The organism is Lentimicrobiaceae bacterium, assembly GCA_020636745.1.
Lineage (GTDB): Bacteria > Bacteroidota > Bacteroidia > Bacteroidales > Lentimicrobiaceae > Lentimicrobium.
In genome coordinates this window covers 44,581-70,031 of record JACJXH010000008.1, presented here as the reverse complement: position 1 = coordinate 70,031, position 25,451 = coordinate 44,581, and the positions used below count along the sequence as shown (strand labels likewise).

24 protein-coding genes and 1 tRNA gene are annotated in these 25,451 nt (G+C 41.4%); 7 read left to right on the top strand and 18 right to left on the bottom strand.

The features are described 5' to 3' along the window. Positions 1-121 precede the first annotated feature (121 nt). The 3 genes from H6541_12220 to H6541_12210 form a co-directional block, all read right to left on the bottom strand. Complete coding sequence (locus H6541_12220) at positions 122-1,966, bottom strand: DNA polymerase III subunit gamma/tau (protein ID MCB9016555.1); 1,845 nt, start codon at positions 1,964-1,966, stop codon at positions 122-124. Positions 1,967-2,271: 305 nt separating this feature from the next. Further along, positions 2,272-2,772 (bottom strand): SRPBCC domain-containing protein, encoded by a 501-nt coding sequence (locus tag H6541_12215; protein MCB9016554.1) that lies wholly within the window; start codon positions 2,770-2,772, stop codon positions 2,272-2,274. Between the two features lie 443 nt (positions 2,773-3,215). Beyond that, positions 3,216-4,622 carry a DUF5103 domain-containing protein gene (locus tag H6541_12210; protein ID MCB9016553.1) on the bottom strand — a complete coding sequence of 469 codons (1,407 nt, stop codon included), beginning with the start codon at positions 4,620-4,622 and terminating at the stop codon, positions 3,216-3,218. 323 nt (positions 4,623-4,945) lie between these two features. Between H6541_12210 and H6541_12205 the strand changes: the two genes are divergently transcribed. The 7 genes from H6541_12205 to H6541_12175 all read left to right on the top strand — a co-directional run bounded on the left by H6541_12205 (position 4,946) and on the right by H6541_12175 (position 12,040). Beyond that, the gene (locus H6541_12205; protein MCB9016552.1) at positions 4,946-6,292 is read left to right on the top strand and encodes a Na(+)-translocating NADH-quinone reductase subunit A; all 1,347 of its coding nucleotides are present in this window, start codon (positions 4,946-4,948) and stop codon (positions 6,290-6,292) included. A gap of 67 nt (positions 6,293-6,359) precedes the next feature. Further along, complete coding sequence (locus H6541_12200) at positions 6,360-7,520, top strand: NADH:ubiquinone reductase (Na(+)-transporting) subunit B (protein MCB9016551.1); 1,161 nt, start codon at positions 6,360-6,362, stop codon at positions 7,518-7,520. A gap of 37 nt (positions 7,521-7,557) precedes the next feature. Beyond that, the gene (gene nqrC / locus H6541_12195) at positions 7,558-8,319 is read left to right on the top strand and encodes an NADH:ubiquinone reductase (Na(+)-transporting) subunit C (GenBank protein MCB9016550.1); all 762 of its coding nucleotides are present in this window, start codon (positions 7,558-7,560) and stop codon (positions 8,317-8,319) included. Next, the gene (locus H6541_12190; protein ID MCB9016549.1) at positions 8,316-8,972 is read left to right on the top strand and encodes an NADH:ubiquinone reductase (Na(+)-transporting) subunit D; all 657 of its coding nucleotides are present in this window, start codon (positions 8,316-8,318) and stop codon (positions 8,970-8,972) included. The genes nqrC and H6541_12190 overlap by 4 nt, the downstream gene beginning before the upstream one ends. A gap of 24 nt (positions 8,973-8,996) precedes the next feature. Beyond that, positions 8,997-9,614, top strand: coding sequence for an NADH:ubiquinone reductase (Na(+)-transporting) subunit E (gene nqrE, locus H6541_12185; protein MCB9016548.1), 618 nt, complete (start codon positions 8,997-8,999; stop codon positions 9,612-9,614). 54 nt (positions 9,615-9,668) lie between these two features. After that, positions 9,669-10,901, top strand: coding sequence for an NADH:ubiquinone reductase (Na(+)-transporting) subunit F (locus H6541_12180; GenBank protein ID MCB9016547.1), 1,233 nt, complete (start codon positions 9,669-9,671; stop codon positions 10,899-10,901). 116 nt (positions 10,902-11,017) lie between these two features. Next, positions 11,018-12,040 carry an FAD:protein FMN transferase gene (locus tag H6541_12175; protein ID MCB9016546.1) on the top strand — a complete coding sequence of 341 codons (1,023 nt, stop codon included), beginning with the start codon at positions 11,018-11,020 and terminating at the stop codon, positions 12,038-12,040. A 3-nt stretch (positions 12,041-12,043) separates the two neighbouring features. On the opposite strand, the gene H6541_12170 is transcribed toward H6541_12175, so the two are convergent. The 15 genes from H6541_12170 to H6541_12100 form a co-directional block, all read right to left on the bottom strand. Beyond that, positions 12,044-12,244, bottom strand: coding sequence for a membrane or secreted protein (locus H6541_12170; GenBank protein ID MCB9016545.1), 201 nt, complete (start codon positions 12,242-12,244; stop codon positions 12,044-12,046). Between the two features lie 133 nt (positions 12,245-12,377). After that, the gene (locus H6541_12165) at positions 12,378-13,148 is read right to left on the bottom strand and encodes an RNA methyltransferase (protein ID MCB9016544.1); all 771 of its coding nucleotides are present in this window, start codon (positions 13,146-13,148) and stop codon (positions 12,378-12,380) included. Between the two features lie 68 nt (positions 13,149-13,216). Next, positions 13,217-13,666, bottom strand: coding sequence for a 50S ribosomal protein L9 (locus H6541_12160; GenBank protein MCB9016543.1), 450 nt, complete (start codon positions 13,664-13,666; stop codon positions 13,217-13,219). Positions 13,667-13,679: 13 nt separating this feature from the next. Continuing rightward, positions 13,680-13,952: a 30S ribosomal protein S18 gene (locus H6541_12155; GenBank protein MCB9016542.1), complete on the bottom strand. Its 273-nt coding sequence runs from the start codon at positions 13,950-13,952 to the stop codon at positions 13,680-13,682. A 27-nt stretch (positions 13,953-13,979) separates the two neighbouring features. After that, positions 13,980-14,345: a 30S ribosomal protein S6 gene (locus H6541_12150; GenBank protein MCB9016541.1), complete on the bottom strand. Its 366-nt coding sequence runs from the start codon at positions 14,343-14,345 to the stop codon at positions 13,980-13,982. A 168-nt stretch (positions 14,346-14,513) separates the two neighbouring features. Further along, complete coding sequence (wecB, locus tag H6541_12145; GenBank protein ID MCB9016540.1) at positions 14,514-15,665, bottom strand: UDP-N-acetylglucosamine 2-epimerase (non-hydrolyzing); 1,152 nt, start codon at positions 15,663-15,665, stop codon at positions 14,514-14,516. 22 nt (positions 15,666-15,687) lie between these two features. Beyond that, on the bottom strand, positions 15,688-16,386 hold the full coding sequence (gene radC / locus H6541_12140; protein MCB9016539.1) for a DNA repair protein RadC: 699 nt from the start codon (positions 16,384-16,386) through the stop codon (positions 15,688-15,690). A gap of 97 nt (positions 16,387-16,483) precedes the next feature. Further along, positions 16,484-16,738: a 30S ribosomal protein S20 gene (locus tag H6541_12135; GenBank protein ID MCB9016538.1), complete on the bottom strand. Its 255-nt coding sequence runs from the start codon at positions 16,736-16,738 to the stop codon at positions 16,484-16,486. Between the two features lie 19 nt (positions 16,739-16,757). Continuing rightward, positions 16,758-16,829 (bottom strand) — tRNA-Glu (locus H6541_12130). Positions 16,830-16,995: 166 nt separating this feature from the next. Next, a complete protein-coding gene (locus H6541_12125) occupies positions 16,996-17,817 on the bottom strand; it encodes a hypothetical protein (protein MCB9016537.1) in 822 nt (273 codons plus the stop codon). After that, positions 17,814-19,373 carry an FAD-dependent oxidoreductase gene (locus H6541_12120; protein ID MCB9016536.1) on the bottom strand — a complete coding sequence of 520 codons (1,560 nt, stop codon included), beginning with the start codon at positions 19,371-19,373 and terminating at the stop codon, positions 17,814-17,816. Before H6541_12120 ends, H6541_12125 begins: the two co-directional genes overlap by 4 nt. Before the next feature lie 92 nt (positions 19,374-19,465). Then, on the bottom strand, positions 19,466-20,236 hold the full coding sequence (locus H6541_12115) for a PorT family protein (protein MCB9016535.1): 771 nt from the start codon (positions 20,234-20,236) through the stop codon (positions 19,466-19,468). Positions 20,237-20,322: 86 nt separating this feature from the next. Next, complete coding sequence (locus H6541_12110) at positions 20,323-21,342, bottom strand: D-glycero-beta-D-manno-heptose-7-phosphate kinase (protein MCB9016534.1); 1,020 nt, start codon at positions 21,340-21,342, stop codon at positions 20,323-20,325. Between the two features lie 123 nt (positions 21,343-21,465). Next, entirely contained in the window at positions 21,466-22,914 is a 1,449-nt protein-coding gene (locus H6541_12105; GenBank protein MCB9016533.1) for an AAA family ATPase, read from the bottom strand. A 15-nt stretch (positions 22,915-22,929) separates the two neighbouring features. Further along, positions 22,930-25,308 (bottom strand): BamA/TamA family outer membrane protein, encoded by a 2,379-nt coding sequence (locus H6541_12100; GenBank protein MCB9016532.1) that lies wholly within the window; start codon positions 25,306-25,308, stop codon positions 22,930-22,932. Positions 25,309-25,451: the final 143 nt, after the last annotated feature.

Genomic DNA, 25,451 nt, shown 5'->3' with positions numbered 1-25,451 from the left:
AGTCTTCCAAAAACAGAAAAGCAGTTCCTCAACATTGAAACTCTAAAGCTTTGCACCCCGGTTTGTCATTGTAACTATTTGCTAAAATTCACAATAGACAAGTTAAACAGGCTGCATTCATTTACATTTCAATATCAAGGTTCAACTGATCTTTCATTTTTTTGATTTCAGGAACCACACGAGCCATGGCATCAAACTTATCAGTGTCAGTATATGGCCTGCGGCTTTCCACTGGTTTATCTGAAATTACCGACTCAACTGATATGCCTGTATTTTTAAGTTTTACCCGAAGATACCTTGTAATTTCAGGGCGGTTGTTAAATATTTCATCCTCCTGAATTTTGTTATCTACAGTAATCACCACTCTTAATTCGTCGTGCAGCATGGGCTCCCGGCATAAAAGAGTGTTAAGTAAATTAGGCAAATCACGGGCAACACTCTGAGCCATTTCTTTCCATACTGATTCCAAATCGGCCTGTGTAAATTCCTCGTGCTGTTCAGGTAGTTCATCTTCTGTGGTTTCCTGTTCTTTACCTGATTCCTGCACCATGTTTTTCAAACCAGGATTCATCAGGCTGGCTATATTCATGCCTGTATAACTCGGTTTAACTCCAGCCGGCTGAGTGCTGGCAACAGGTTTCTTTTCAGGTTCAGGTTTGGGGGGAGTCGCCGGCTCTTGCCGATGCGATGGCTGCGGTTGTGATGGGCTGGCTGCTGCCGGAGCTAACGTTTTTTGCACCACGGGTTCAACCGGTTTAGATTCAGCAACAACGGGTGGTGGCGATGCCACTGTCGGTGCCGGCTTAGTTACTGCGGGCTCTGGCCGGCTTTGCGGAGCTTGGGCAACAGCAACAATCGGCGCATTGGAATCAGGCTGAACAAGCATACACAATTGCATCATGGTAATTTCAAGATGTAATCGTTTATTGTTGCTTAACCGGTAATTGATATCACACTCATTGCAAATATCGAGCGCTTTCAGCAGCAGACGCTGGTTGCAAATGGCGGCTTGTTGCAAATACTGATTTTTAATATTTGCGCTTGTATCAAGCAATTTTAACGTATCCTTATCCTGGCAAATCAACAAATCGCGCAAATGCTGCGACAGGCCGGTAATAAAATGTTGACCTTCAAACCCATTATCAATAATTTCATTCAGCGTTAAAAGAGTATTACTGATATCTCCGGCAAGAATAGAGCCGGTTACCCTGAAATAATAATCATGGTCAAGAACATTCAGATTCTCAATTACTTGCTTATACGTAAGCCTGTTACCTGCATAACTCACCAGCTGGTCAAACATAGACAGGGCATCGCGCAGGGCACCATCTGCTTTCTGTGCAATAACATGCAAAGCATCAGGCTCGGCTTCAATATGTTCACTCTGGGCCACAAAAGCAAGATGATGCGCAATATCCTCTATGCTGATTCTCCTGAAATCAAAAATCTGACAACGCGAGAGAATGGTTGCCATAATCTTATGCTTTTCAGTCGTTGCCAGAATAAATTTGGCATACGCCGGAGGCTCTTCAAGCGTTTTTAAAAAAGCGTTGAAAGCCTGGGAAGAAAGCATATGAACCTCATCGATGATATACACTTTATACTTACCCATCTGAGGTGGTATGCGAACCTGGTCGACTAAATTGCGAATATCATCTACCGAATTGTTAGATGCAGCATCAAGCTCATAAATGTTAAACGAAGAAGAATTATTGAACGATTTGCATGACTGGCACTGATCACAAGCCTCCCCTTCTGCTGTAAGATTCTGGCAGTTGATGGTTTTGGCCATAATGCGGGCACAGGTAGTTTTTCCCACTCCTCTGGGACCTGTAAACAAAAAAGCCTGAGCTATTTGCTGATTAAGAATCGCATTCTTTAGCGTGTTGGTAATTGATGACTGGCCAACTACTGTTGCAAATACGGCAGGGCGATATTTTCGGGCTGATACTATAAAGTTTTCCATTCAGATAATCGGATGATTTTTGGGATGTCAAACTTACGCGAAAAATCAATTTGAGTCACTATTGGTATGTAAATAATGGCAAATTTTAACAGCCTTTCTGATATTTTGCAGGCTGGTGAATGCTTCGGAAATGCCTTCGTAAAACAGGCTTTTTCTCAAGTATCCTCTCAATCAAAGCAAAACAGTTACCCATACCTGAACTGTTCACAAGACTATCACAAAAATTAGATGACAGAATGAAAACGCCGGCCTGACAACCCTTATAGAAACGAACAATACACTTGATGAACCGGGTGTTGAAAAAATTACACCCCTGTTTTGGATAAAAGAACTTCAAGCCGTTCAAAAGAACTGTCAAATTCTTCCTTCAGATATTCAGAAGCATTATAGAAAGCCATGCATTCTTCATCAGTGGCATGTAGTGGTTTCCCCGAAATTTTCAACACAGTATTACCTTCTCTTTCTGAGAACAAAACTGTATTCAGCACCTCAAGTGGCCAGATATCGTTCACCGGATTTCGCACGGTATTGCCTGAAGCATCCGAAAATGAAGCAATAAAAGAAAGTGTTTCTCCGGGAATAACTTCATTAAAAACAAATTTCCCCCAACTTTCGCTGCCATCAGAGGCTTTCATACAAAAGTGAAACAATCCACCCTGACGTAATTCCAGTTTAAGAACTTTCAATGTTGAAGCTTTAGGCCCCCACCACTGTTCCAGCTCCGCAGCGTCTGTCCAGGCACGGTATACCAGATATTTTCTGACATTAAAATTTCGTGATGTTGAAAATTCCTGCAATTCAAGCATGACTTAAAATATTGATTGATTTAATAAAAAAAGAATTCACTCAATCCAAATAAGACAACCTTAGTGTTACTAAAGTTTCAACTTAAACACCTGTTCTCAATTATTTTAACCAATTTGCTTCAGCTGAAACTATTATATATCAAACAATTTGCTAAAGATTCTGATTGATAAAACCAACAAAATAACAGACTTAATAAATGTATCTTATTTATATTGAATAATTTACGTAAAGTAGCCAGCAAAAAACCAGCTGCTTTTTCAATTTGCAAATCTAACCAATAAATCCATCCGGAAATGCAAATTTTAAATGACCATTGAAACACCAGCACAACGCGAATCTGCAGGCTAAATTTTCAGCCAATATAAGCCAGAAAAAAGGGCGCATGCATTGGGATGAAAAATTCTTCTTTTTCTCAAAAAACAATCCATCCATTAAGCCATGATTAGTTATCAACCACCTGAACCGCTATCAGTTTATCATATCTGGCGCCCGGTTCACGATAGTAAACAAAAATGGAATAAGAATTTTTAGTTTCAAAACGATTTCCTTCAATCAACCCGGTTTCTGCAACGCCCTTTCCATCAGGCAGAAAAGCGTACAAATAATTATAATACCCTTGTTTCAGATAAAGTGTGGATTCATAACCCTGCCGGGCGTAATTATATTCCATTCTACCGTAACCTTCCACATTTGCCGGACTATTACCCGGGGCATTAAACTGCCAGTCAGTCAGAGCTCCCATGATATAAATGCCGCCATTAACCAAAGGCCCGGCATAAGGCAGAAAAAAATCGACCCAGACATATTCCGATTCTCTGGTCGCATCATTGGCATCTTCAGTTTTTAAAAGCCTTCGCCCGTTAATATCACCATATGTAATATAAGGTGCCTGGGCCCTGACTTTATCAGGATACAATTCAACATGGTATCCGTCAGCACGATTCTCAACGGCTCTCACTCTCTCTGAATTATATCTCAAACTCTTTATATCAAAGTAACGAAATTCATTTCCAGCCTCAAAAATATTAGACCCATCGGTATAATGATAATCAAGTTCATGCCCCCGGATCATCATGGGTTTCAGATTTCGCAAAGCATTATCCCAACGGTTATTTTGCTGCACAACAACCTTTAAATCTCTGAATGGTTCGCTAATAGGATAGGCATCAGTAAAAATTGAAAACTGAACTTCCTGATGAGTAAAACGCTCATTAATTGTGCTGGCAGCCTTTACCAGCGCCTTAACTGATACTTTAGGCTCAACAACCATAAAACGTCTGGTTAAAATTGGCATATCAGGCTGCCCTTCGGGATACACTTTCAAAATATAATTTCCTGACAAGGTAAACTTAAACTGATCATTCGGAATTATAAGGCTATAGCTGGTAAATGGCTGTAAAGTATTATATGAAAATTGATAGTCACGGATATAATCATCGGTAAACCCTTCAATATACTCATTCGGCCACATATCGGTCGGCTTCCAGTCAGCATCACAATGTATAACAGTATACTGCCATATTTGATAGTCGCCATCCAAATCATCAAATGAAAGAAACAGTTTTTCATCAGTACCATAAACGATAACAGGAGAAGTAAGCTCCCAGCCCAACCTATGAAACAAAACACTGGTAACAGACTCTTTATAATTATAATCAGAATATCGCAAAAACGACGATTCAAAATAACTATCCTGGCCTGACTTGCGTTCGGCCTGTTTATCAACAACTTCTGACTTAACCCGTTTACGCTTTTGCGCATCCTGTTGCCCGAAAGCATCGGTCATAAACAGAAAAGCAAGAATAAAAACTAAAATTCTTATTGTGAACTGATGAACAATAGATAACATAAGCTTGTTATTGGGGTGATTTGTTACAAAAATAACAAATGATTCATTCCGAAGGATAAATCATTTAATTATCCGCATTTGAGCATTTTTGACTGGAAGAACGAAAAGAATAAGCGATCATTGCCTTGTCGGGAAATAATGATTCATCAGGATTAAAATTTGCAAAAATGATGCAATTATGTGCATACCGTTTGGTACAAAATCCTTACTTTTGCGGCTTGATATAGTGGTGAATACCATGTATTCCCATGTACCAATATAAATATATCGGTTTGTGCATTTCAGATTCAGCAGACAAAGAGGTGTCAGAAATTTAAAATAATATGTCCAAAACCATCAGAATTAATAAGGGACTGAATATAAGGCTGAAAGGAGAGGCCGAAAAAACCCTTAGGGAAGTTACCGCCCAACAATTTGCTATCAAACCCACCGATTTTATCGGCGTTTTTCCCAGAATGCAGGTAAAAGAAGGCGACAGAGTGAAAGCAGGAACGCCACTATTTATTGATAAATACAGGGAAAACATTGTATTTACATCTCCGGTCAGTGGCACAGTAACTGAAATCAAAAGAGGCGATAAAAGAGTCCTGCTTGAAGTCAGAATTGAATCCGACGGTCTTTATGAGCAAGAAAAGTTTGGAACAGCTAATCCATCAGATCTTACCCGTGAAGCCATTGTCGAAAAACTTCTTAAAAGCGGGTTATGGCCCCTGGTGAGGCAACGTCCATATGGTATTATTGCCGATCCGGAAAGCTCACCCAAGGCCATTCATGTTTCAGCTTTTGACACAGCCCCGCTGGCGCCCGATTATGATTTTATCATGAATGGCAATGGCAATGCGTTTCAAACAGGACTTGACGTACTCGCTAAGCTTACCAGCGGCAAAGTACATCTGAATGTCAGCAATAAAACTACGGCCAAAGAATTTTTAAGCAGCCGCAATGTGCAAATCAACACTTTTAGTGGCCCACATCCTGCCGGCAACACAGGCATCCAGATTCATCATATCGATCCGATTAACAAAGGCGAACTGGTTTGGTTTGCTGGTGTACAGGATGTAATTACCATAGGACGGCTTTTTACGGAAGGGGTTTACAATTCTGAAATCACCATTGCCCTTGCAGGCTCGGAAGTCAAAAAAACAGGATACTTCAAAACCAGAAGAGGCGCTTGCGTTTCCAAACTGGTTGAAGGGAATACCACCGAAGGAAATCTTCGCTACATTTCAGGAAATGTATTAAGCGGAGCGCAGATAAAACCCAACAACTATCTGGGATTTTACGACTCACTGCTTACAGTTATTCCCGAAGGAGATTACCATGAATTTATTGGATGGGCTTTACCAGGTTTAAATAAATTCAGCTTTTCACGCTCATTTTTCTCATGGCTCACCCCCAACAAAGCGTATAACTTTGACACCAACATGCATGGAGGTGTAAGGGCTTATGTAATGACAGGCCAGTTTGAAAAAGTATTACCCATGGATATTTATCCGCTTCAGCTCATCAAAGCCATTTTGGCTGAAGATATCGATCTGATGGAAAATCTGGGTATCTACGAAATTGAACCTGAAGACTTTGCCTTATGCGAATTTATTGACACTTCGAAAACCGAAATTCAGTCAATCGTTCGTCACGGACTTGAATTGATGCGAAAAGAAATGAGCTGATAACAGCCTGGTTCTTTGAGATTAAAATATTAAATTCTAATTCAATCGAAAAATAACACAATACTGAATGAAAGCGCTCAGAAGCTACCTGGATAAAATCAAACCTCAGTTCCAGAAAGGCGGGAAGTTCGAAAAGCTGCACTCAACATTTGATGCCTTCGAAACCTTTCTTTTTGTACCTGACAAAACCACCTTTAAAGGAAGTCATATCCGTGACAGTATAGATATGAAACGAACCATGAGTGTGGTGGTTATTGCCATGATTCCTGCTCTGCTTTTCGGAATCTGGAATGCCGGTCATCAACATTTTCTTTCACAGGGAGAAACGGTTGATTTTTGGGCCAAAGTATTATTTGGCGCCGCGAAAATCGTACCGATTATTATCGTTTCATATGTAACTGGCCTGGGCATTGAATTTATTTTTGCTCAGATAAGGCATCATGAAGTAAACGAAGGATTTCTGGTTTCCGGAATGTTAATTCCGCTTGTTGTTCCACCCGATATCCCTTTATGGATGGTTGCAGTTGCCACTGCCTTTGCTGTGGTAATCGGCAAAGAAGTGTTTGGTGGAACTGGAATGAATATACTAAATCCTGCACTTACCGCCAGAGCTTTTCTGTTTTTTGCCTATCCGGCACAAATCTCAGGCGACAAAGTCTGGATTGCCGAAAAGGCCGATGCTTTTTCAGGGGCAACACCATTAGCTGAAGCCGCTGCTGGCGTTAGCACAGGCGTTGTAAACTTCTCACATTCTTTCAGCGATATGTTTCTGGGATTTATTCCGGGCTCAATTGGCGAAACTTCTACCCTGGCCATTTTAATAGGAGCAGTAATTCTTGCTGTTACAGGCATAGGTAGTCTTCGCATTATGATTTCTGTTTTGCTGGGAGGCGTTTTTATGGGCGGTTTACTTAACCTGCTGGCCGTTAATGCTTATATGGAAGTCCCGTTTTATTACCATTTGGTAATGGGCGGCTTTGCTTTCGGAGCTGTTTTTATGGCCACCGATCCTGTTACAGCAGCACAAACAGCCAGAGGCAAAATTATTTACGGATTCCTTATCGGGGTGATGGCGGTGCTTATCAGGGTACTAAATCCTGCTTATCCCGAAGGAATGATGCTTGCAATCCTTCTCTTAAACGTATTTGCGCCGCTCATTGACCATTACGTGGTAGAATCGAACATTAAAAAGAGGCTGAAACGAGCTGCAAAGCCAATTAAAGCCTGACAATTAATTTATCTGTATTACCCAAACAAACCATAAAATGTTCAGTAACGGTTATATATTCAGATATGCTTCTATCATGGTAATCCTGGTAGCAGCACTGCTTTCCGCTGCAGCAATATTGCTGAAACCTGCGCAGGAAAGAAATGTTAAAATTGAGAAAATTCAGGACATCCTGCGGTCTGCCAACATCGAATCAACCACCGCTAACGCCGAAGAACTTTACGATAAGCATATTGTAAAAGAGATCACAATCACCAGCGAAGGCGAAGAAGTAAGTGTTTATGCCAACGGAAAATTTGAAAAAGGCAACCAAAGAGCATTTCTCATCGACCTGAAAGCAGAACTTAAAGCCCAACAGGACTTTAAAGCCGGAAAAAGCACCAAACAGCCTGTATTTCCTTTGTTTGCATGCAAAGTTGGAGAAGAAGAAATGTACATCATTCCTATGTATGGGATGGGGTTGTGGGGTCCCGTTTGGGGAAACATCGCGCTCAAAAACGACTTATCCACTGTTGTAGGTGTAACTTTCGGTCACAAAGGAGAAACGCCTGGCCTGGGTGCTGAAATCTCAACACCCATGTTTGTTTCCCAGTTTCCCGGTAAAACAATTCTTGACGAAAACGGCAATTTTGTATCCATTAAAGTGGTTAAAGGAGGCGTCAACAATTCCAACATCAACCCTTCACATGGCGTGGATGCCATTTCAGGAGGTACAATCACCAGTGTAGGTGTTAGTAACATGATCAAAGATTGTCTGGAAAATTATGTAATGTATATTAAAAAACAAAAAGCTATATGAGCTCTGTAAAAACCGAAAAGGAACCTTTGTTCTCTGCAAAGACTAAAAAGCTGCTGCTCGGGCCTCTCAATAAAGATAACCCCATCACAGTGCAGGTGCTTGGCATATGTTCAGCACTTGCTGTTACAGTCAAACTTGAACCGGCTTTTGTAATGGCACTGTCAGTAACTGTGGTTACGGCTATGTCAAACCTGCTGATTTCGCTGTTGCGCAATACCATCCCGCCCCGAATCCGAATTATTGTGCAGCTTGTGGTTATTGCAGCACTTGTAATTCTGGTTGACCAAATACTTAAAGCATATGTTTATGATGTAAGTAAACAGCTCTCTGTTTTTGTAGGACTTATCATCACCAACTGCATCATTATGGGACGTTTGGAGGCATTTGCAATGGCCAATAAGCCATGGCATTCCTTCGTCGACGGGATTGGGAATGGATTTGGTTACGGAGTAATCCTGGTCATTGTAGCATTTTTCCGCGAATTACTCGGCTCAGGCACAATATGGGGTTATCATGTAATGCCCAAAGCTTTTTATGACCTGGGATATGTTAACAACGGACTTATGATTCTGCCTCCTATGGCCCTGGTTGTGGTTGGCATCATCATTTGGGTTCAACGTTCGAGAAATCCTGACCTTCAAGAAGAAAATTAGTCACTTTATTTTATCCTGCAAGAAATGGAAAACCTGATAAATATTTTCGTCAAATCCATCTTTATTGACAACATGATTTTTGCTTACTTCCTCGGTATGTGTTCATACCTGGCAGTATCAAAAACAGTTAAAACATCTGTTGGTCTGGGCATCGCGGTTGTTTTTGTTCTGGGTATTACCGTCCCGGTTGATTATCTTATCAACAATTACCTGCTTCGCGAAGGGGCCCTGTCATGGTTAGGCAGTGAATTTGCCAACGTAGATCTGAGCTTTCTAAGCTTTATCATGTTCATCGCAGTAATTGCATCCATGGTTCAGCTGGTTGAAATGATTATTGAGAAATTTTCCCCTACCCTTTATTCTTCGCTGGGAATTTTCCTCCCTCTCATTGCTGTTAACTGTGCAATTCTGGGAGGTTCTCTCTTTATGCAGGAACGGGATTACGAATCTATTGCTGAAGCAACTGCATTCGGTCTGGGCAGCGGCATCGGATGGTTTCTTGCCATTGTTGCTATTGCAGCAATCCGTGAAAAAATACGCTATTCAAATATACCCAAGCCACTAAGAGGACTGGGTATCACCTTTATTATTACAGGTTTGATGGGTATTGCATTTATGAGTTTTATGGGAATTAAACTCTAAAACTTCAATTGATTTTTAAATTAACACTGAGAAAAAACTGATATGGGAACCGGAATGATTGTACTAATCAGTATCGTGGTATTTTTAACCATCATACTTCTTTTGGTTGGCGTTCTCCTTTATGTACGCGCCAAACTCACCCCTCCGGGTAAAGTTAAAATTACCATCAATGATGAAAAAGAAATTGAGGCTCAACCAGGTTCTACCTTGTTGAGTACACTTGCTACCGAAAAAATCTTTCTGCCCTCTGCCTGCGGAGGAGGAGGCACCTGCGCCATGTGTAAATGTCAGGTATTTGAAGGAGCCGGTGAAATTTTACCTACCGAGAAAGGCTATTTCACACGCAAAGAACAACAAAACCACTGGAGATTGGGTTGCCAGGTTAAAGTGCGCGAAGACCTCAAAATCAGTATTCCCAAAGAAATTTTTGGCATTAAAAAGTGGGAATGCGAAGTGGTTAGCAACCGCAATGTTGCCACATTTATCAAGGAATTTGTTGTCAGACTTCCCGAAGGCGAAACACTTGATTTTCAATCAGGTGGTTATATCCAGATTGATGTTCCCAAGTGCGATGTTGACTTCAAGGACATAGTTGTTGAAGATAAATTCCGTGAAGATTGGGACAAACTCAATATCTGGAATTTAAAAATGAAAAACCCTGAGCCAATTTACAGGGCATATTCAATGGCCAACCACCCTGCCGAAGGAAATATTGTAATGCTCAACATCCGTATTGCAACACCACCCTGGGACAGAGCCAAAAATCAGTTTATGAATGTGAACCCGGGAATCTGCTCATCTTATATTTTCTCGCGCAAACCAGGCGACAAAGTAATGGTTTCAGGGCCTTATGGTGAATTTCATATTAAACCTACCAAAAAGGAAATGCTCTATATCGGGGGTGGTGCCGGCATGGCTCCTCTTCGCTCCCAGATATTCCATATGTTTCACACCGAAAAAACTGACAGAAAAGTAACTTATTGGTACGGAGCCCGTTCCTTACGTGAAGTATTCTACGATGATGAATTTGAAGCCATTGAAAAGAACTTCCCGAATTTCAAATTCAACATTGCCCTGTCAGAACCTCTTCCAGAAGACAACTGGACTGGCTACCAGGGATTTATTCACCAGGTAGTTCTTGACAATTATCTCAGCAAACATCCCGAACCGGAAGAAATTGAATTTTACCTTTGCGGACCCCCGATGATGAACTCTGCTGTTTTCAAAATGCTTGATAACCTGGGTGTGCCCAAAGAGAATATTGCATTTGATGACTTTGGCGGATAGAGAACCTAAACGCATTACATTCAAAAAACGCCCAAAATATTTTGGGCGTTTTTTAATATCACCAGTTTCATATTTAACTAATTTAGCCAACAACATTTATCAATCAGTCAAGCACCATGAAGAAGTTCCTTTCTATTCTTTTTTTAATCAATTTTACCTTATGGTCATGTGGCCCTCATACCCCAAAAAAGGAATTTAAAATTAACGGGCTTGCCCAGGGAACATATTATGCCATAACATATTATGACAAAGAAGAGCAGGATTTACAACCCTCTATTGATAGTTTTTTTAAAGCTTTTGACTATTCGGCTTCCAATTACCTGAATCAATCCATCATTTCACGATTCAACAGGAATGATACGGATGTGGTTGCTGACAATAATTTTACAGCCGTTTTTAATAAAGCAATGGAAGTTTCGGTCAAAACCAACGGAGCTTTTGACATTACCGTTATGCCCCTTATCAATGCCTGGGGATTTGGTTTTACCGACCCTATGAAACTTGATTCAGCAAAAATTGACAGTATTCTGCCCCTGATTGACTATAGAAATGTGCAGTTGATCAATGGCAAGCTTGTGAAGAAAAACCCCGACATTATGATTGATTTTAATGCCATTGCGCAGGGGTATTCAGCTGATTTGATTGGTCAGATTCTTGAATCAAAAGGCATACAAGACTACCTGATTGATGTGGGAGGAGAAGTCTTGGCTAAAGGCACCAAAGCGAAAAAAGAGCTGTGGAGAGTTGGAATAGAGCAACCCGCTGCAGATGCTGATGCGGCCAGAACCCTGAATTCAGTAGTTAAACTCGAAAATAAAGCGCTGGCAACATCGGGCAATTACAGGAAATATATCATTAAGGATGGAAAAAGATATTCGCATACCATCGACCCTAAAACAGGGTTCCCGGTAGAACACACAGCCTTGAGCGTATCAGTATTGGCTGATGATTGTATGACCGCAGATGCTTATGCAACAGCATTTATGGTAATGGGTGTTGAAAAAACAAAAGCCTTTCTCGATCAGCATCCCGAACTTGAAGCATACATCATTTACTCAGATAAAAATGATGAGTTAAAAACATGGGGCAGTAAAGGGCTGTTGGCAATCATCGAAAATGAAGCGCCCGCAACAAAATAAAAATTAATCTTCTTTATTCTTACAACTTCCGTTTCCCTCACCTCCTGCGCCGCAGGAGCACCCTATTTTCATTCCGGTGGTAGGGTCTACACTTCCACATGATTTGCGGAATTCACCCCCTTTTTTGAAAAACATTTTAATCGCAATTCCGGCAATTGAAAGCCCGACAATGAGTATGGTTAGCAGTACAATTTTTAGAGTCATTTGATATTTATGATTAAGTTGTTTCGTTCATTTTTGCTGCCTCTTGCAGCTTTTAAAGCAAGCTGTTAATCCCATCAATAAAACAAAAAACAATGACAATTGTTGTTTGCGATTTAACAAACAAATTGATTCATTAAACCGGATGCTGTCTTCTGATTTCATAACAAATAATAGCTGTAGCGATAGAGGCATTTAAAGATTCGGCTCTACCCTGACTGCTCACGGCAGCTGCCGGAATAGAAATCTTAGTTGTAATAAAAGGCAAGATAGCCTCAGAGATACCATGAGATTCATTTCCCACTACAACCATACCATATTTGCTTATTGCTACACTTGCCGGCGCAACTCCTTCGAGCAAAGTTCCATAAACAGGCACTTTACCATTATACTCCATCAGCAGTTCAGTTAAGTCGTGGTAGTGAACGGGCAATCTGAAAACAGAGCCCATACTGGCCTGTACAACTTTAGGATTCCAAACCTCAACACTATTGGGTGAAGCAATAATCCTGTGAAAACCAAACCAGTCAGCAGTTCTGATGATGGTGCCCAGGTTTCCCGGATCTTTTATCTGGTCGAGCAATAACACCCATTCCTTACGCACATCGGGCAGGGGCAAATACTCAGGTTTTACGGCAACAGCCAGTACCTGATTGGGTGAATTAAGCAAACTTATCCGCTCCAGTTCAGCATCAGTAATCTCCTGCGCTTGAATTTGGTTTCGTTGAGCATGAAGATGACCGTCGTCTAGCCATTGCCTGGTAGCAAAAATTTGTTTGATCTGAAAATTGCTTTGAAGCAATTCATCCACAAGTTTAATACCTTCAGCAATAAAAAGCCCTTCTGCTTCACGAAATTTATGAAGTTTCAGCGCATTCACAAACTTTAACTGGTTTTTAGAAATCATTTTTCAGCATAAAAAATCCCGGTCATAAACCGGGATTAAAATTATAAAGAATTTTAGATTTTGGGGAACTATTCAGCAAAAACTTCGAAGTTAACCAAAACACTAACACCTTTGTGGAGCATTACTTTTGCTTTGTATTCGCCAACTTCTTTTACTGAATCGCCATCAAGATGAATTTTCTTACGATCAACATCGTAATTAAATTGAGCTTTAAGGGCTTCAGCAATTTGCAATGAGTTAACTGAACCAAAGATTTTACCAGTAGAAGCAACTTTAGCGCCGATTTTAACTGTAATGTTTTCCAACAGTTTAACCATTGCTTCAGCTTCTTTGCGAATCTTTTCTTCTTTAAATGCTTTTTGTTTCAAAGTTTCAGCATTCATTTTCTTGTTCGGCTCAGTTGCAAGAATAGCAAGACCCTGAGGAATAAGATAGTTGCGACCATAGCCATCACGAACCTTGATGATATCGGTGGCGTATCCCAGATTGGGTATATCTTTTTTGAGAATGACTTCCATTGTGTTTTCCTCCTTATTTTAATAAATCAGCCACGTAAGGCATCAGGGCAATATGACGGGCCCTTTTTACCGCCTGCGCAACCTTGCGCTGGTATTTGGTTGATGTACCTGTAATACGACGGGGAAGAATTTTACCCTGCTCATTTACAAACTTCATAAGGAAGTCAGCATCTTTATAGTCGATATACTTGATACCGCTCTTTTTAAAACGGCAGTATTTCTTTTTCTTAACATCGACCGCAATCGGAGTTAAGTATTTTATTTCGGAATTAGGTTGATTTGCCATTGTTTAATGAATTAAAATTTTACCTGATTAGGCTTCAGTATTGGTTTCGGCCACGGCTGCAGCAGCTTTGTTCACGCGTTTCTTTTCGTTGTAGGCAACGGCATGTTTGTCGAGGGCTACAGTTAAAAAGCGTAAAATGCGCTCGTCACGCTTGAAGGCTACTTCAAGATCATTGATTACACTACCTTCTGACTTAAATTCAATCAGATGATAAAAACCTGAGGTCTTTTTCTGAATAGGATAAGCAAACTTACGTAAGCCCCAATGATCTTCGTGGACTATCTCAGCCCCCTTGTCTTTCAGTAATTTCTGAAATTTTCCAACCGCTTCCTTCATCTGTTCATCAGACAAAACGGGAGTCATAATGAAAACGGTTTCATAGTTTTTCAACATGGTTTTAAGGTTTGATTATTAATTCAATATGAATTTTAAAACGGACTGCAAAAGTACAACTTTATTTTGAATTCAAAAGCCATGGCGGGCTTTTTTTTACAAAAAGATTACCACATCCATGTGAATGACAAAGGCTTCAGGCCTGCACTATAAGTTTTCACTTTCAGCTCATGCAGAAGCAGCTTTTAAAATTGTACTGCAAATAAACCCGGCAGCATTTCCATCGCCAAACACCTCAGGGAAATGCACAGGAGGGTTTTTCAGGAAAAATGCAATGGAATCTACCAGTAATTTCTCATCTGCATCTGCAATTACTCCGGCACCAGCAGATACAATCTCCGTCCATTCCGTTTCAGGACGAGCAATAACGCATGCCTTACCAAAAAAGTAGGCCTCTTTCTGCACACCACCCGAATCTGTCATAACCAGGGCTGAGTTTTTTTCAAGCTGAATCATATCCAGAAAAGAAACAGGCGGCATAATTTTCATGAGCTTATTTTGCCGCACGGAGGTCAGCACACCATGGTTCAGATTTTTATCAAGTAAAGCTGATGTACGGGGATGAAGCGGCATGGCAATTTCAACCTGATGCATCCGGCTGATTTGGTCCAATGCGCTGAAAATGGCATTCAGCCGCTGAGGAAAATCGGTATTATGATCGCGGTGAATAGTAGCCAATATATATTTCCCATCCTTCAAACCGGAGTTCTCGAGGATTTTAGATTTTTTTTGAGCCAGAGCAGCAAAGTGCAGGCTGTTATCGTACATAATATCGCCGCAATGAAAGACCCCGGGGCGATCGCTTGAAAATGGCGGAAGCTGATTATTTATAAAGCCTTCCCTCAGCAGGTTATGAAAGCCGGTTTCAGTAGGGCTAAAAAGCAAAGATGAAGCATGATCGCACATAATCCTGTTAATCTCTTCCGGCATACTTTTGTTAAACGAACGCAATCCTGCTTCAATATGGGCAATAGGAACATGGATTTTAGATGCTGCTATAGCGCCGGCTAAAGTTGAATTGGTGTCGCCATAAAGCACAAGAAAATCAGGCTTCTCTTCAAGCAGAATTTTCTCAATCCCTTCGATCATCAGCGCAGTTTGCCGTCCATGCAGGCCGCTTCCCACGCCCAGATTATAATGTGGAGCAGGAATACCCAGCTCATCAAAAAACACCTGCGACATATTGGCATCATAGTGCTGCCCTGTGTGCACAATTATTTCATTCATTTTATCGGCAAAATGCCCTGATATGGCGCGGCTAAGTGCAGCAGCTTTGATAATCTGAGGCCTTGCCCCGATTATGGTAACAATCTTTATCATAATTAAATTTTAAGCAAATATTTCACAAAATCCCTTCATCAGCAAAGCTGAAATATTTGTCGTCACCAATGATCAGATGATCCAATACCGGCAAATCAAGCATTAAACCTGCATCTTTAAGCTTGCGGGTAAGTTGCTTGTCGGCATCACTGGGTTGAAGGTTGCCCGAAGGATGGTTGTGACATAAAATAATGGAAGCTGCATTTTGGTCAAGCGCCAATTTAAAAATCTTTTTAGGATCGGCCACGGTGCCTGCCTGTCCGCCTTCAGATATATTCTGTATGGCGATTTTCCGGTTAGCTCTGTTCAACAGCAAAATCCAGAAACTCTCATATAAACTGTCGGCCAGGTTTGGGTAAAAGAGCTCGAAGGCATCGCGGCTAGAAGAGATGACCTGCTTAACCGGCACTTCGGCAATGCGCCGGCGCAAGCCCAGTTCAAGCGCAGCCAATATGCTTAAGGCTTTGGCCTCTCCTATTCCTTTAAATTTCATCAAATCATCAACACTGAGTTTTGACAAAACTGTAAGATCATTGTTACACTGCTGCAGCATATGCCGGGCCAGCTCAACCGCTGACTTATCGCGCGAACCGGAGCGGAGCAGAATGGCAATCAGTTCAGCGTCGCTCAGAACACCTTTTCCGTTTTTAATCAGCTTCTCGCGGGGTTTATCTCCTTCTGCCCACTGCCTGATTGGCACCCTTACCAATGAATCATCCATTGAACAATTGTTAATAATTCCTGCTAAATTAGGCTATTTCCATAAATAAAAAAACCCCCGTACAAAAGTACGAGGGTGAGATATAATTTAAAAAATATTAAGCCATTTTATTTACCAGACGGGTAAGTTTTGATTTAAGATTGCCAGCTTTATTCTTATGAATAACAGTTTTTTTGGCAAGTTTATCAATCATGGAAACTAACTTGGGAAGTTTTTCAGCTGCTTCAGTTTTGTTATCCAGTGCACGGAATTTACGAACTGCATTGCGCATGGTTTTTGCATAATACCTGTTACGAACGCGACGTGCATCGTTGGTTTTAATTCTCTTTATTGACGATTTGTGATTTGCCATTTTTTTACTTCTTTGTTAGTAGTCCGTAGGGGAATCGAACCCCTATTACCAGGATGAAAACCTGGCGTCCTAACCGTTAGACGAACGGACCATTTGGTCATTTGATTAAGGACTGCAAATGTACAACTATTTTTTTATCCTCCAAATCTCCGTTGATTTTTTTTTGCTTTTTTTTCGCAAATCCTTGTTATAACTACAAAAAATCAAATACAATTAATTGGTTTACAGCAAATAAACCAGCTCAAAAAAAAATTAAATTATTTAAAATCTTCATGGTCTCCCTGGAACCGAAACCCGAGCCGCTTGCCGGTGGGCAGCTTCATATTGTCTAACGAAGTTTGCATTTCATACACCGAAACCTGCTTAACTTCCTCATATGGAGGCGTTAACAAGTCAAAATTAACAGTATAAGCGATAGAGGATTCAATAATTTGCGTAGCTGATTCTTTGGTAAGTACCGATGAGGCAAAATTATTAAACAACAGCCCGATTTCGCGTTTTCCTTCAATAAAGTAATGCAAATCCTTGTTGATGAACACTCTGCCAATCATATAACCCACATCGTTCATCCGGTTATATTTAAATGAATCGGCCAGGAAATTATAGATATTGATGACCCCGCAGTAGGATCTATCCATGTCTTCCTTGATATAAACTGTTTTCATCACCTCGTGCAGGCGTGAGAATTCAAAGATATTTGAATGCATGACAAAAATCAGCACATCGCCCCCAAACTTCAATTCAAATTCAAATTCGCTTCTATCGCGAAATTCGAATGGAACGGACACCTGGTTTCCATTGTACTTCTCCTGATATTCATTGACCATTTCCAGTACTATGCTTTTAAACAGCCTGAATGAGGTAAATGTATTTTTATACACATCCTGCTTAAGCAATGCTTTAGTACGAAGGGCTTCAAAAAGCGGAGTTTTTCCCTGATTTTCTTCCATAACCGGATACTTTATGCTGATTATTTGAGCACAGCGTTTAGTGCAAACGTATGAAATATCGGGCAATGCAACAGCAATTTCACAAAAATATTTACCATGCCTTACCGCAATAGAGGAGTCTGAAATCATTCATGATTTTTTCCGGCAACAGCCAGAGCGCATCTGACACCGTCAATCGCTGATGAAACAATTCCTCCGGCATATCCGGCGCCTTCGCCACAAGGGTAAAGCCCAGCCAGATGAATACTTTGAAGTGATCTTTCATCCCGTGGAATCCTCACAGGAGAAGATGTACGCGACTCAACCCCTACCAATACTGCTTCATTGGTAAGGTATCCTTTCATTTTTGCATCAAAATCGCGGAAAGCCATTTTAAGACGCCTGTTGAGAAAGTCAGGAAGAATTTCATCCATTCTAGCACTTACAAGACCCGGGTTATAAGAGCAATCGGGCAGACTGCTTGAGAGCCGGTCATCAAGGAAATCTGTCAGGCGCTGTGCCGGGGCTTTCAGCGACTTGCCGGCAGCTTCCCAGGCACGCTGTTCAATCATTTTTTGGAAATGCAGGGCAGCCAGAGGCCCGTATTCAGCATATTCCTGCCAGTCGGCAGATTCAACGGCAACTGCTATTCCTGCATTCGCATAAGGAGAATTGCGTTGCGAGTTTGACATTCCATTCACCACAAGCTCTCCTTCGCCCGTAGAAGCAGGCACAATGATTCCGCCGGGGCACATACAAAAAGAAAAAACGCCTCTGCCATCGGCCTGAGTAACCAAATTATAGGTTGCTGCCGGCAAATGCGGGCCACGCTCAGGCATGCGGTATTGAATACTGTCAATCAATTGCTGCGGGTGTTCAATTCGCACACCCAATGCAAAAGGCTTAGCTTCAGGAAATACCCCATATTCGGGCAACATGGTAAAAATATCGCGGGCCGAATGCCCTGTTGCAAGAATAACTGAAGCAGCCTGATATTCATTTCCGGTCTCATCAATAACTCCTTTTACCTTCCCGTTTTTTGTAATCAGGCCTGTTACCCTTTTATTAAAGTAAACTTCGCCACCTGCTTCTAGAATTGAGCGCCTGATGGCTGCAATAATTCCCGGAAGCTTATCAGTTCCAATATGTGGATGTGCGTCAATCAGAATATCATCAGGCGCACCATGAGCAACCAATGTTTTGAGGATATCACTTACATTTCCTCTTTTTGTTGACCGGGTATAAAGTTTACCATCAGAATAGGTTCCGGCACCTCCTTCTCCAAAGCAGTAATTGGAATCAGGATGAACTCGTTCGCCCCGGTTGAGTGATGAAATATCGTATTTACGGGCTTTTACATCTTTTCCCCTTTCAATCACCACAGGTTTGAAGCCTTGCTCAATCAATGTTAAAGCAGCAAACAGCCCTGCCGGGCCTGCTCCGACCACAATAACAGGATTACGACGCGATACATCAGGATATGAAGGGAGCATGATTTTTTCTGATGGCGGCAAGTGCTCGCCAATAAAAATTTCGGCCTTCAGTCTGTAAATAATCTTCTGCCTGGCATCAATCGACCTTTTAACAGGTCTAATATGATAAATCCGCCCCTGCGGTACGCCCAATAACGACGAGGCAATCTGTTTCCACCTTACAGGGTCGTTGGCTTCGGCAGGAGTAAGTCTTAATTCAATTTCTTTGCGCATTGTAAGGCAATTAAAAATAAAATGAGCAGATCACGTTTTCATGACCTGCTTAATGAGATACAACTTAATAAACAGAAAAAAACGGGAATGTTTTATTCAAAAGTAAAAGAAAGCAGGAAAAGCTTGGAATTAATCCTGTCGACGGGCAAGGTATAAATATTTCCCTGTCTTTTCAGAATATCGCGCAGGCCGTACGACATCTTCAGTTCAATTCCGAATTTAAAGAATGTAGTGTAGATATCGATACCACCTCCCAGGTCGGCATAAACATCATTTCGCTCAAGTGCAACATAAATGTTATTACTCTCTTCCTTCTTTTTAGAATCGCTGGCCAAATCCAGTGCATATTTTGCTCCTACCAGCCAGTATGGACGTATATTATTCAGGCGGTTGCCCTTATATTTAATCTGCAGCGGGAATTCAATAAAAGTTGATTGAATCTTTTTACTGATGACTGACTGAGACACTTCGTCCTGAAAATAGGTGAGTACGGAATACTGCAAATCTCTTTCACCGAATGACAAGGAAGGGATAAACCGCAAGTCAAGATAATCTCCTATGCGCAGATTGGAAACAATACCAATAGTAAAACCGTAGGCAGGTTTATGCTCAAGACCATATAGCTTAGACGAATCGGCAAACAAATCGGGTGTTTGCAACGCATAATAGCTTATATCCTGAAACCCGGGATTGGTTTTGACACTAAACAGCATCTGATTCATTCCCAGCACAAATCCAAAATGATAAGGAGAGTTATCATAATTAGGCAAATTGCGGACTTTGGCTTTTTGCGCATTTGCAAATGGGTGAAACAAGCCAAACAGAACAAAAAAGACAGAAATTTTTATAAGAGTAAGTCGCACAAATATAGTTTTAGCTTCTAACGAAAGAATAATAAATTTATTTTACCGGTTCACTGAAGAACAAATTATCAACGGACATGGATGAATTATTTAACCGCTATGAGTTCAATTGCTTCACTCAGGAGACGTTCGCGGTTAACCGGGGCCACTCCAACGAATTCACAAACAAGGCCTCCGGCAAGATTAGACAAACTGGCTGTCAGAAAGGGAGAAACACCCATAGCCCGGCACAGGGATGCAACACTGATAACAGTATCGCCTGCTCCTGACACATCAGCAATATTGCGGACATGCGCCGGAATATGAAACTCACTCACCTGACCATTTGAAGTATCGCGGATAAACACACCCGCTTCAGACAAAGTAACCATCATTGCCGTAATAGATTGATTGGTTTGCCAGGCTATGGCGGCTGATTTTATACTTGCAATATCATTCAAATCAAGATCAATTTTCAATCCCTCGCTCAATTCCTTGAGATTGGGTTTAAAAAGATCTACCTTCTTGTATGCATCAAAGTTTTTCTTTTTGGGATCAACAACCACCGGAATACCTTTAGCTGCAGAGAGTGCAATCACACTTTCAATCACATTTTTTGTAAGGACGCCTTTGTTGTAGTCCTGCAGAATTACGACTCCGATTGGAAATCGTTGAAATATTTCTGACACTCTTTCCAGTAAAGCAATCTCATCCTGTGGCAGCAAGTCAGAATCCATTTCTTCGTCAACCCGAAGCATCTGGGCTTTATTGCCAATTATTCTGAATTTGGTAGTAGTAATCCGGCTTGGGCTGCGCACAATTCCATCAGTCATAATTCCATCCTGATGCAACAGCTCATTAAATTCATCACCTTTGATATCAGCACCAATAACCGAGCACAATACAGGTACAGCACTCAGTGCCTTAATATTGAGCGCAACATTGGCTGCCCCTCCGAGTAGATTTTCGCGGCGTTTAACAGAAACAACCGGCACCGGAGCCTCAGGAGAAATGCGATCAACTTTCCCCCATAAATATGAATCGATCATGACATCGCCAAGGATCAACACATGTTTACCTGTAAAATCATTAAAAAGAGTTTCTATCTGGGTTCGGTCTACTTTCATCAGCAATATACTTAATGACCACAATTAAAAAACGGTGCAAAGTTAATGATTTGGAAATTAAAGTGAATACAGTAATGCATCCGTGATTTGGCAACAGTTAATTTCCGGCTGTAATGGCACGGTTTATTCTACAAAAAAGTTTTCATTAAAATTAACCAGGTAAACCTCTGTTGTTGAACGTGTAACGGCAGTATAAAGCCATCTTACAAAACTGCTGTCAATCATTTCGCCTGTAAGATAACCGTGGTCGATAAAAACGGCATCCCACTGGCCGCCTTGTGTTTTGTGACAAGTAAGCGCGTAAGCAAACTTAGCCTGAACCGCATTATAAAACGGGCTGTGTTTTACCTGTGCTATACGTTCCTGTTTTGACGAAATTTCGCTGTAATCGAGCATAATTTCATCAAACAACTTTTGCAGTTCCTCCTGTGGCATCGAAGGGGTATCGATGGTCATGGAATCGAGTAAAAGTTTGACTTCAATCACTTCCTGTTCAGGATAATCGACCAGTTGAATACTGACATCAGCAAAATGATAACCATACATTTCGCCGGTTTTAAGGATGCGTCTGACTTCAGCCATATCGCCATTGGCAATAAATCCAGCTTTAGCGCCAGAAGGCAGCCAGAAGTAATTATTACGGGTAATCATAATAATATCGCCGGCCGAAAGTTCGGTTTCTCGAAAGAGCATGCGGCTGCGAACCTCGTTATTAAACAAATTAGCCCGCTTATTTGACCGGGTAATAATCACCGTATTTTCAACACCAAACCGCGAATAGCATGAATTGAGGGCATCTTCAAACATGGTGCCATCAATACGGCGGATATCAGAAAAACCTTTCAGATTAAAAAAGGGCAGAACAGGGGCTTCAGCACCGGCCTGATTCCGAAGATGAGTGGCATTGGCCAGAATTCCGCTTTCAAGCGACTGGCGGACGACTTCGCGCAATTCAAACGAGGCAATATCAAGATGATAGTTTTTAGTCAGAATCTCCACGTCCATTGCGGGACTAACTTCAAGTCCCACGGGAGGCAACTGAGCACTATCGCCAATCAACAGTAATTTGCAGCCTTCACTGCTATATACGTAATTGATCAAATCCTCAAGCAAATCGCGGTAAGCATATATACCCTGCTCAGAAGAACCACCTGAGCCGGGAATCATTGACGCCTCATCAACAATAAAGAGGGTGTATTTATGCGGATTAGGCGCAAGTCCCATCCTGAGTTTCCCGTCAGCTCCCGGAGAAGCCCTGTATATTTTACGATGAATTGTTAATGCCAGTTTACGCGAATATCCTGCCAGCACCTTGGCTGCTCTGCCTGTAGGCGCCATTAAGACCGACTGCATACCTATCAAAGGCAGGACTCTTACAAGGGCACTAACCAGCGTTGTTTTACCTGTTCCTGCATAACCTTTTATCAAAAAAGCAGGTTGCTGGCGTGGCTGCAGGGGCCTGGCAACAAAATCGCCAAGTTTTTCAATAAGAGTAAGCTGCCCCGGCGTGGGCTCATGGCCCAGTTCGGTGTGAATATAAGAGGCAATCTGACTACTGTTTAACTCTATCATAATTAAAATATATTATCAGAATGGGTAACCAATCCCAAAATTCCAGTTTAAGTTGCTCATTTGAAATTTTGGAAAGTTAACCCATCGCTTACCAATTTCATTTCCGGGATCGTAAACAGGAAGCCCTGCATCAATCCTGAAAATAAAAAAGCTAAAGTCCAACCTGAAACCCAAACCGGCATCCAAAGCGAGCGACTCAAAAAAACCCCGGGATACAATATTTCCGCCTGGAAAATCCTGATTTTCTTTCAACAACCATACATTTCCAATATCGCTGAATAAGGCCCCATTGAGAAAACTATACATAGGGAAGCGGTATTCAACATTCGCTTCGATCCACAAATCGCCAACGCTTTCAAAATTTTTGCCATCAGCCGAAGAATAAGTGCCGGGGCCAAGTGATTTAACAGGCCAGCCTCTCAACCCATTGGCACCACCAGCAAAAAAGCCTTTTTCAAAAGGCAGGGCAACAGAATTACCATAAGGCACACCTATGCCAAAAGCAGCCCTGTAAACAAATTGACTTCGCTCATCCAATACTCTGAAGTATCTGAAATCAATGTCGCCCCTCAAATATTGAGCGTACCTGATTCCAAAAAGTGAATAATAACCACCCTCGTCTTTATTACTATTACTGATATTGCTGTATAAATTGAGCACATTTCCGGCAGATTCAAGATTTAGTCTGAAATAGAAAAAATTCTTTCGCTTCGAAACATTCTGGTTGTTAAATATATACGAATACTTCATGGCCATTACCAGATGGTCGGTATACTGAATCAGAAAACGGGGGTCTTCAAGTGCATTCAGATACTCTGAAAATGTGCTGTCGCGCGAAATACTGACCGAACTGACATCAAGTGGCGAGAACAAATGCTTTTGGGTAAGGGATGAATTCCATTCATAACCCATTGACAAAGAAGAAAGATAGCGCATATACTCGTCACGTTCCTGATAGTTAAAACCAATCTGAACACTGGTTTTGGCCCTTGCATTTTGATACAACTGCCTGCTTCTGAACGGAGTGAGCAATCCGGGAAAGTCAAGTCCGGTTTCAAACCCACCCTCCAGCGAGTTAAAGAGGTTATTGTTGGTTCCGCCGTCACCCACCAAATCAGGTTGAATTTCAAAAGCCCCATAAATTTTCAATCGCAGGATTTCAGCGCCTCTGAAAATATTTCGGTTTCGGTAATTGAAACTACCGCCCAAACCAACAAATCCGCCTGCATTGGTTCCTTCAGCTTCAATGGTATACATATTAACCGGTGTACGAATCATACGCACATCGCAATCGAGCAAAGAAGATACCGGAATATTTCCATGTACCGCCGAATTTGCTGGAGAAACAGCAACTGACACGTACCTTGAAAGACCCAGGTTCTGGATTCTGTTATAGGTAAGATTGATATTTTGCTGACTGAAAGGCTCTCCGGGCTTTACAAAAACAGCTCTGGCAATTGCCTCTGGCCTGACTCTAATCCGTTCGCGGTATATCTGATAGAACAAAGGGTTGGATTGACCCGATGTGTCATAAGAAGGCCTGTAGGCAAGGGTATCAAGCACGAAAGACGAATCAGATGTCATTCCGGTTTGATTGGAGTAAATATATACATTGTTGATAAAATAGCGAATATGAGGCATTTCATTCAGTGAATCGGTAGCAGAAGCACCCTGGATTCTCCGATTTTGAATATAAATCTTCACATCAGCTTTTCGCTGAACCTGAGAAGTGTCAATTTCAAAAAAGATAAATTCTCTTGAAAATGCATAATACCCGATATCCTTCAGTTCTTTTGTAATACGCTCCCTTTCGTCGCGCAGCAAATATGCGTCATATTGCCCGCCCTGTTTCAGCAATGAATTGGCCTGCATTTTATTGACAAAGTATTGCAGGCTATCATCTGCAATATCGTATGTAATATTTCCGAAAATAAAAGGAGCCGGTGTAATTGTATTATAAGTTACGGATGCTTTTGTTCTTCTATAATGAATTTGCCGGGTTAAATGCGCTCCGAAGTATCCTTTATTGTTCAAGTAGACCCGCATAGAGTTCATTGAATTATCAACCAGTGCCGAATCCAGCAAAACCGGAGCTGCCCCGAGCCGGGTACGCACCCAATGTTTAAACCGGCTCTCTCTTCCGCCTGAAAAGGCGTCATAAATCCAAACACCTTGTCGGAACAAGCCTAAAAACTTTCTGTTTGGTTTAGGCTGGGCAAAATTTTCAAGATCATACTTTGATATTCCGGGACGGTCAGTTTTTACCACATGCCTGTCCATCAGGTAACCTCCCCTTTTCTCAAGCTTAGACTTGGTGCTGCATGATGCAACAAGCAGCAATATGATAGCTGCCCAAGCGAAAAAACTGATTTTTTTGAGAAAAGAGTACAACATAATGGTGAAAAACATGCAAATTTAATGCAATCTTGCATAGTGACCCTCATATTTATCACATTTAGACCAAAAGGCACCTAAAAGGCCATCAGATTGCTAAAAAGATGCTGCAAAACAATTTTTGGAGATTATCTTTCATCCCA

Excerpts from the sequence above, each read along its gene's own strand:
- H6541_12220 (MCB9016555.1), bottom strand. The coding sequence starts at position 1,966 with ATGGAAAACTTTATAGTATCAGCCCGAAAATATCGCCCTGCCGTATTT.
- H6541_12215 (MCB9016554.1), bottom strand. The coding sequence starts at position 2,772 with ATGCTTGAATTGCAGGAATTTTCAACATCACGAAATTTTAATGTCAGA.
- H6541_12210 (MCB9016553.1), bottom strand. The coding sequence starts at position 4,622 with ATGTTATCTATTGTTCATCAGTTCACAATAAGAATTTTAGTTTTTATT.
- H6541_12205 (MCB9016552.1), top strand. The coding sequence starts at position 4,946 with ATGTCCAAAACCATCAGAATTAATAAGGGACTGAATATAAGGCTGAAA.
- H6541_12200 (MCB9016551.1), top strand. The coding sequence starts at position 6,360 with ATGAAAGCGCTCAGAAGCTACCTGGATAAAATCAAACCTCAGTTCCAG.
- nqrC (MCB9016550.1), top strand. The coding sequence starts at position 7,558 with ATGTTCAGTAACGGTTATATATTCAGATATGCTTCTATCATGGTAATC.
- H6541_12190 (MCB9016549.1), top strand. The coding sequence starts at position 8,316 with ATGAGCTCTGTAAAAACCGAAAAGGAACCTTTGTTCTCTGCAAAGACT.
- nqrE (MCB9016548.1), top strand. The coding sequence starts at position 8,997 with ATGGAAAACCTGATAAATATTTTCGTCAAATCCATCTTTATTGACAAC.
- H6541_12180 (MCB9016547.1), top strand. The coding sequence starts at position 9,669 with ATGATTGTACTAATCAGTATCGTGGTATTTTTAACCATCATACTTCTT.
- H6541_12175 (MCB9016546.1), top strand. The coding sequence starts at position 11,018 with ATGAAGAAGTTCCTTTCTATTCTTTTTTTAATCAATTTTACCTTATGG.
- H6541_12170 (MCB9016545.1), bottom strand. The coding sequence starts at position 12,244 with ATGACTCTAAAAATTGTACTGCTAACCATACTCATTGTCGGGCTTTCA.
- H6541_12165 (MCB9016544.1), bottom strand. The coding sequence starts at position 13,148 with ATGATTTCTAAAAACCAGTTAAAGTTTGTGAATGCGCTGAAACTTCAT.
- H6541_12160 (MCB9016543.1), bottom strand. The coding sequence starts at position 13,666 with ATGGAAGTCATTCTCAAAAAAGATATACCCAATCTGGGATACGCCACC.
- H6541_12155 (MCB9016542.1), bottom strand. The coding sequence starts at position 13,952 with ATGGCAAATCAACCTAATTCCGAAATAAAATACTTAACTCCGATTGCG.
- H6541_12150 (MCB9016541.1), bottom strand. The coding sequence starts at position 14,345 with ATGTTGAAAAACTATGAAACCGTTTTCATTATGACTCCCGTTTTGTCT.
- wecB (MCB9016540.1), bottom strand. The coding sequence starts at position 15,665 with ATGATAAAGATTGTTACCATAATCGGGGCAAGGCCTCAGATTATCAAA.
- radC (MCB9016539.1), bottom strand. The coding sequence starts at position 16,386 with ATGGATGATTCATTGGTAAGGGTGCCAATCAGGCAGTGGGCAGAAGGA.
- H6541_12135 (MCB9016538.1), bottom strand. The coding sequence starts at position 16,738 with ATGGCAAATCACAAATCGTCAATAAAGAGAATTAAAACCAACGATGCA.
- H6541_12125 (MCB9016537.1), bottom strand. The coding sequence starts at position 17,817 with ATGATTTCAGACTCCTCTATTGCGGTAAGGCATGGTAAATATTTTTGT.
- H6541_12120 (MCB9016536.1), bottom strand. The coding sequence starts at position 19,373 with ATGCGCAAAGAAATTGAATTAAGACTTACTCCTGCCGAAGCCAACGAC.
- H6541_12110 (MCB9016534.1), bottom strand. The coding sequence starts at position 21,342 with ATGAAAGTAGACCGAACCCAGATAGAAACTCTTTTTAATGATTTTACA.
- H6541_12105 (MCB9016533.1), bottom strand. The coding sequence starts at position 22,914 with ATGATAGAGTTAAACAGTAGTCAGATTGCCTCTTATATTCACACCGAA.
- H6541_12100 (MCB9016532.1), bottom strand. The coding sequence starts at position 25,308 with ATGTTGTACTCTTTTCTCAAAAAAATCAGTTTTTTCGCTTGGGCAGCT.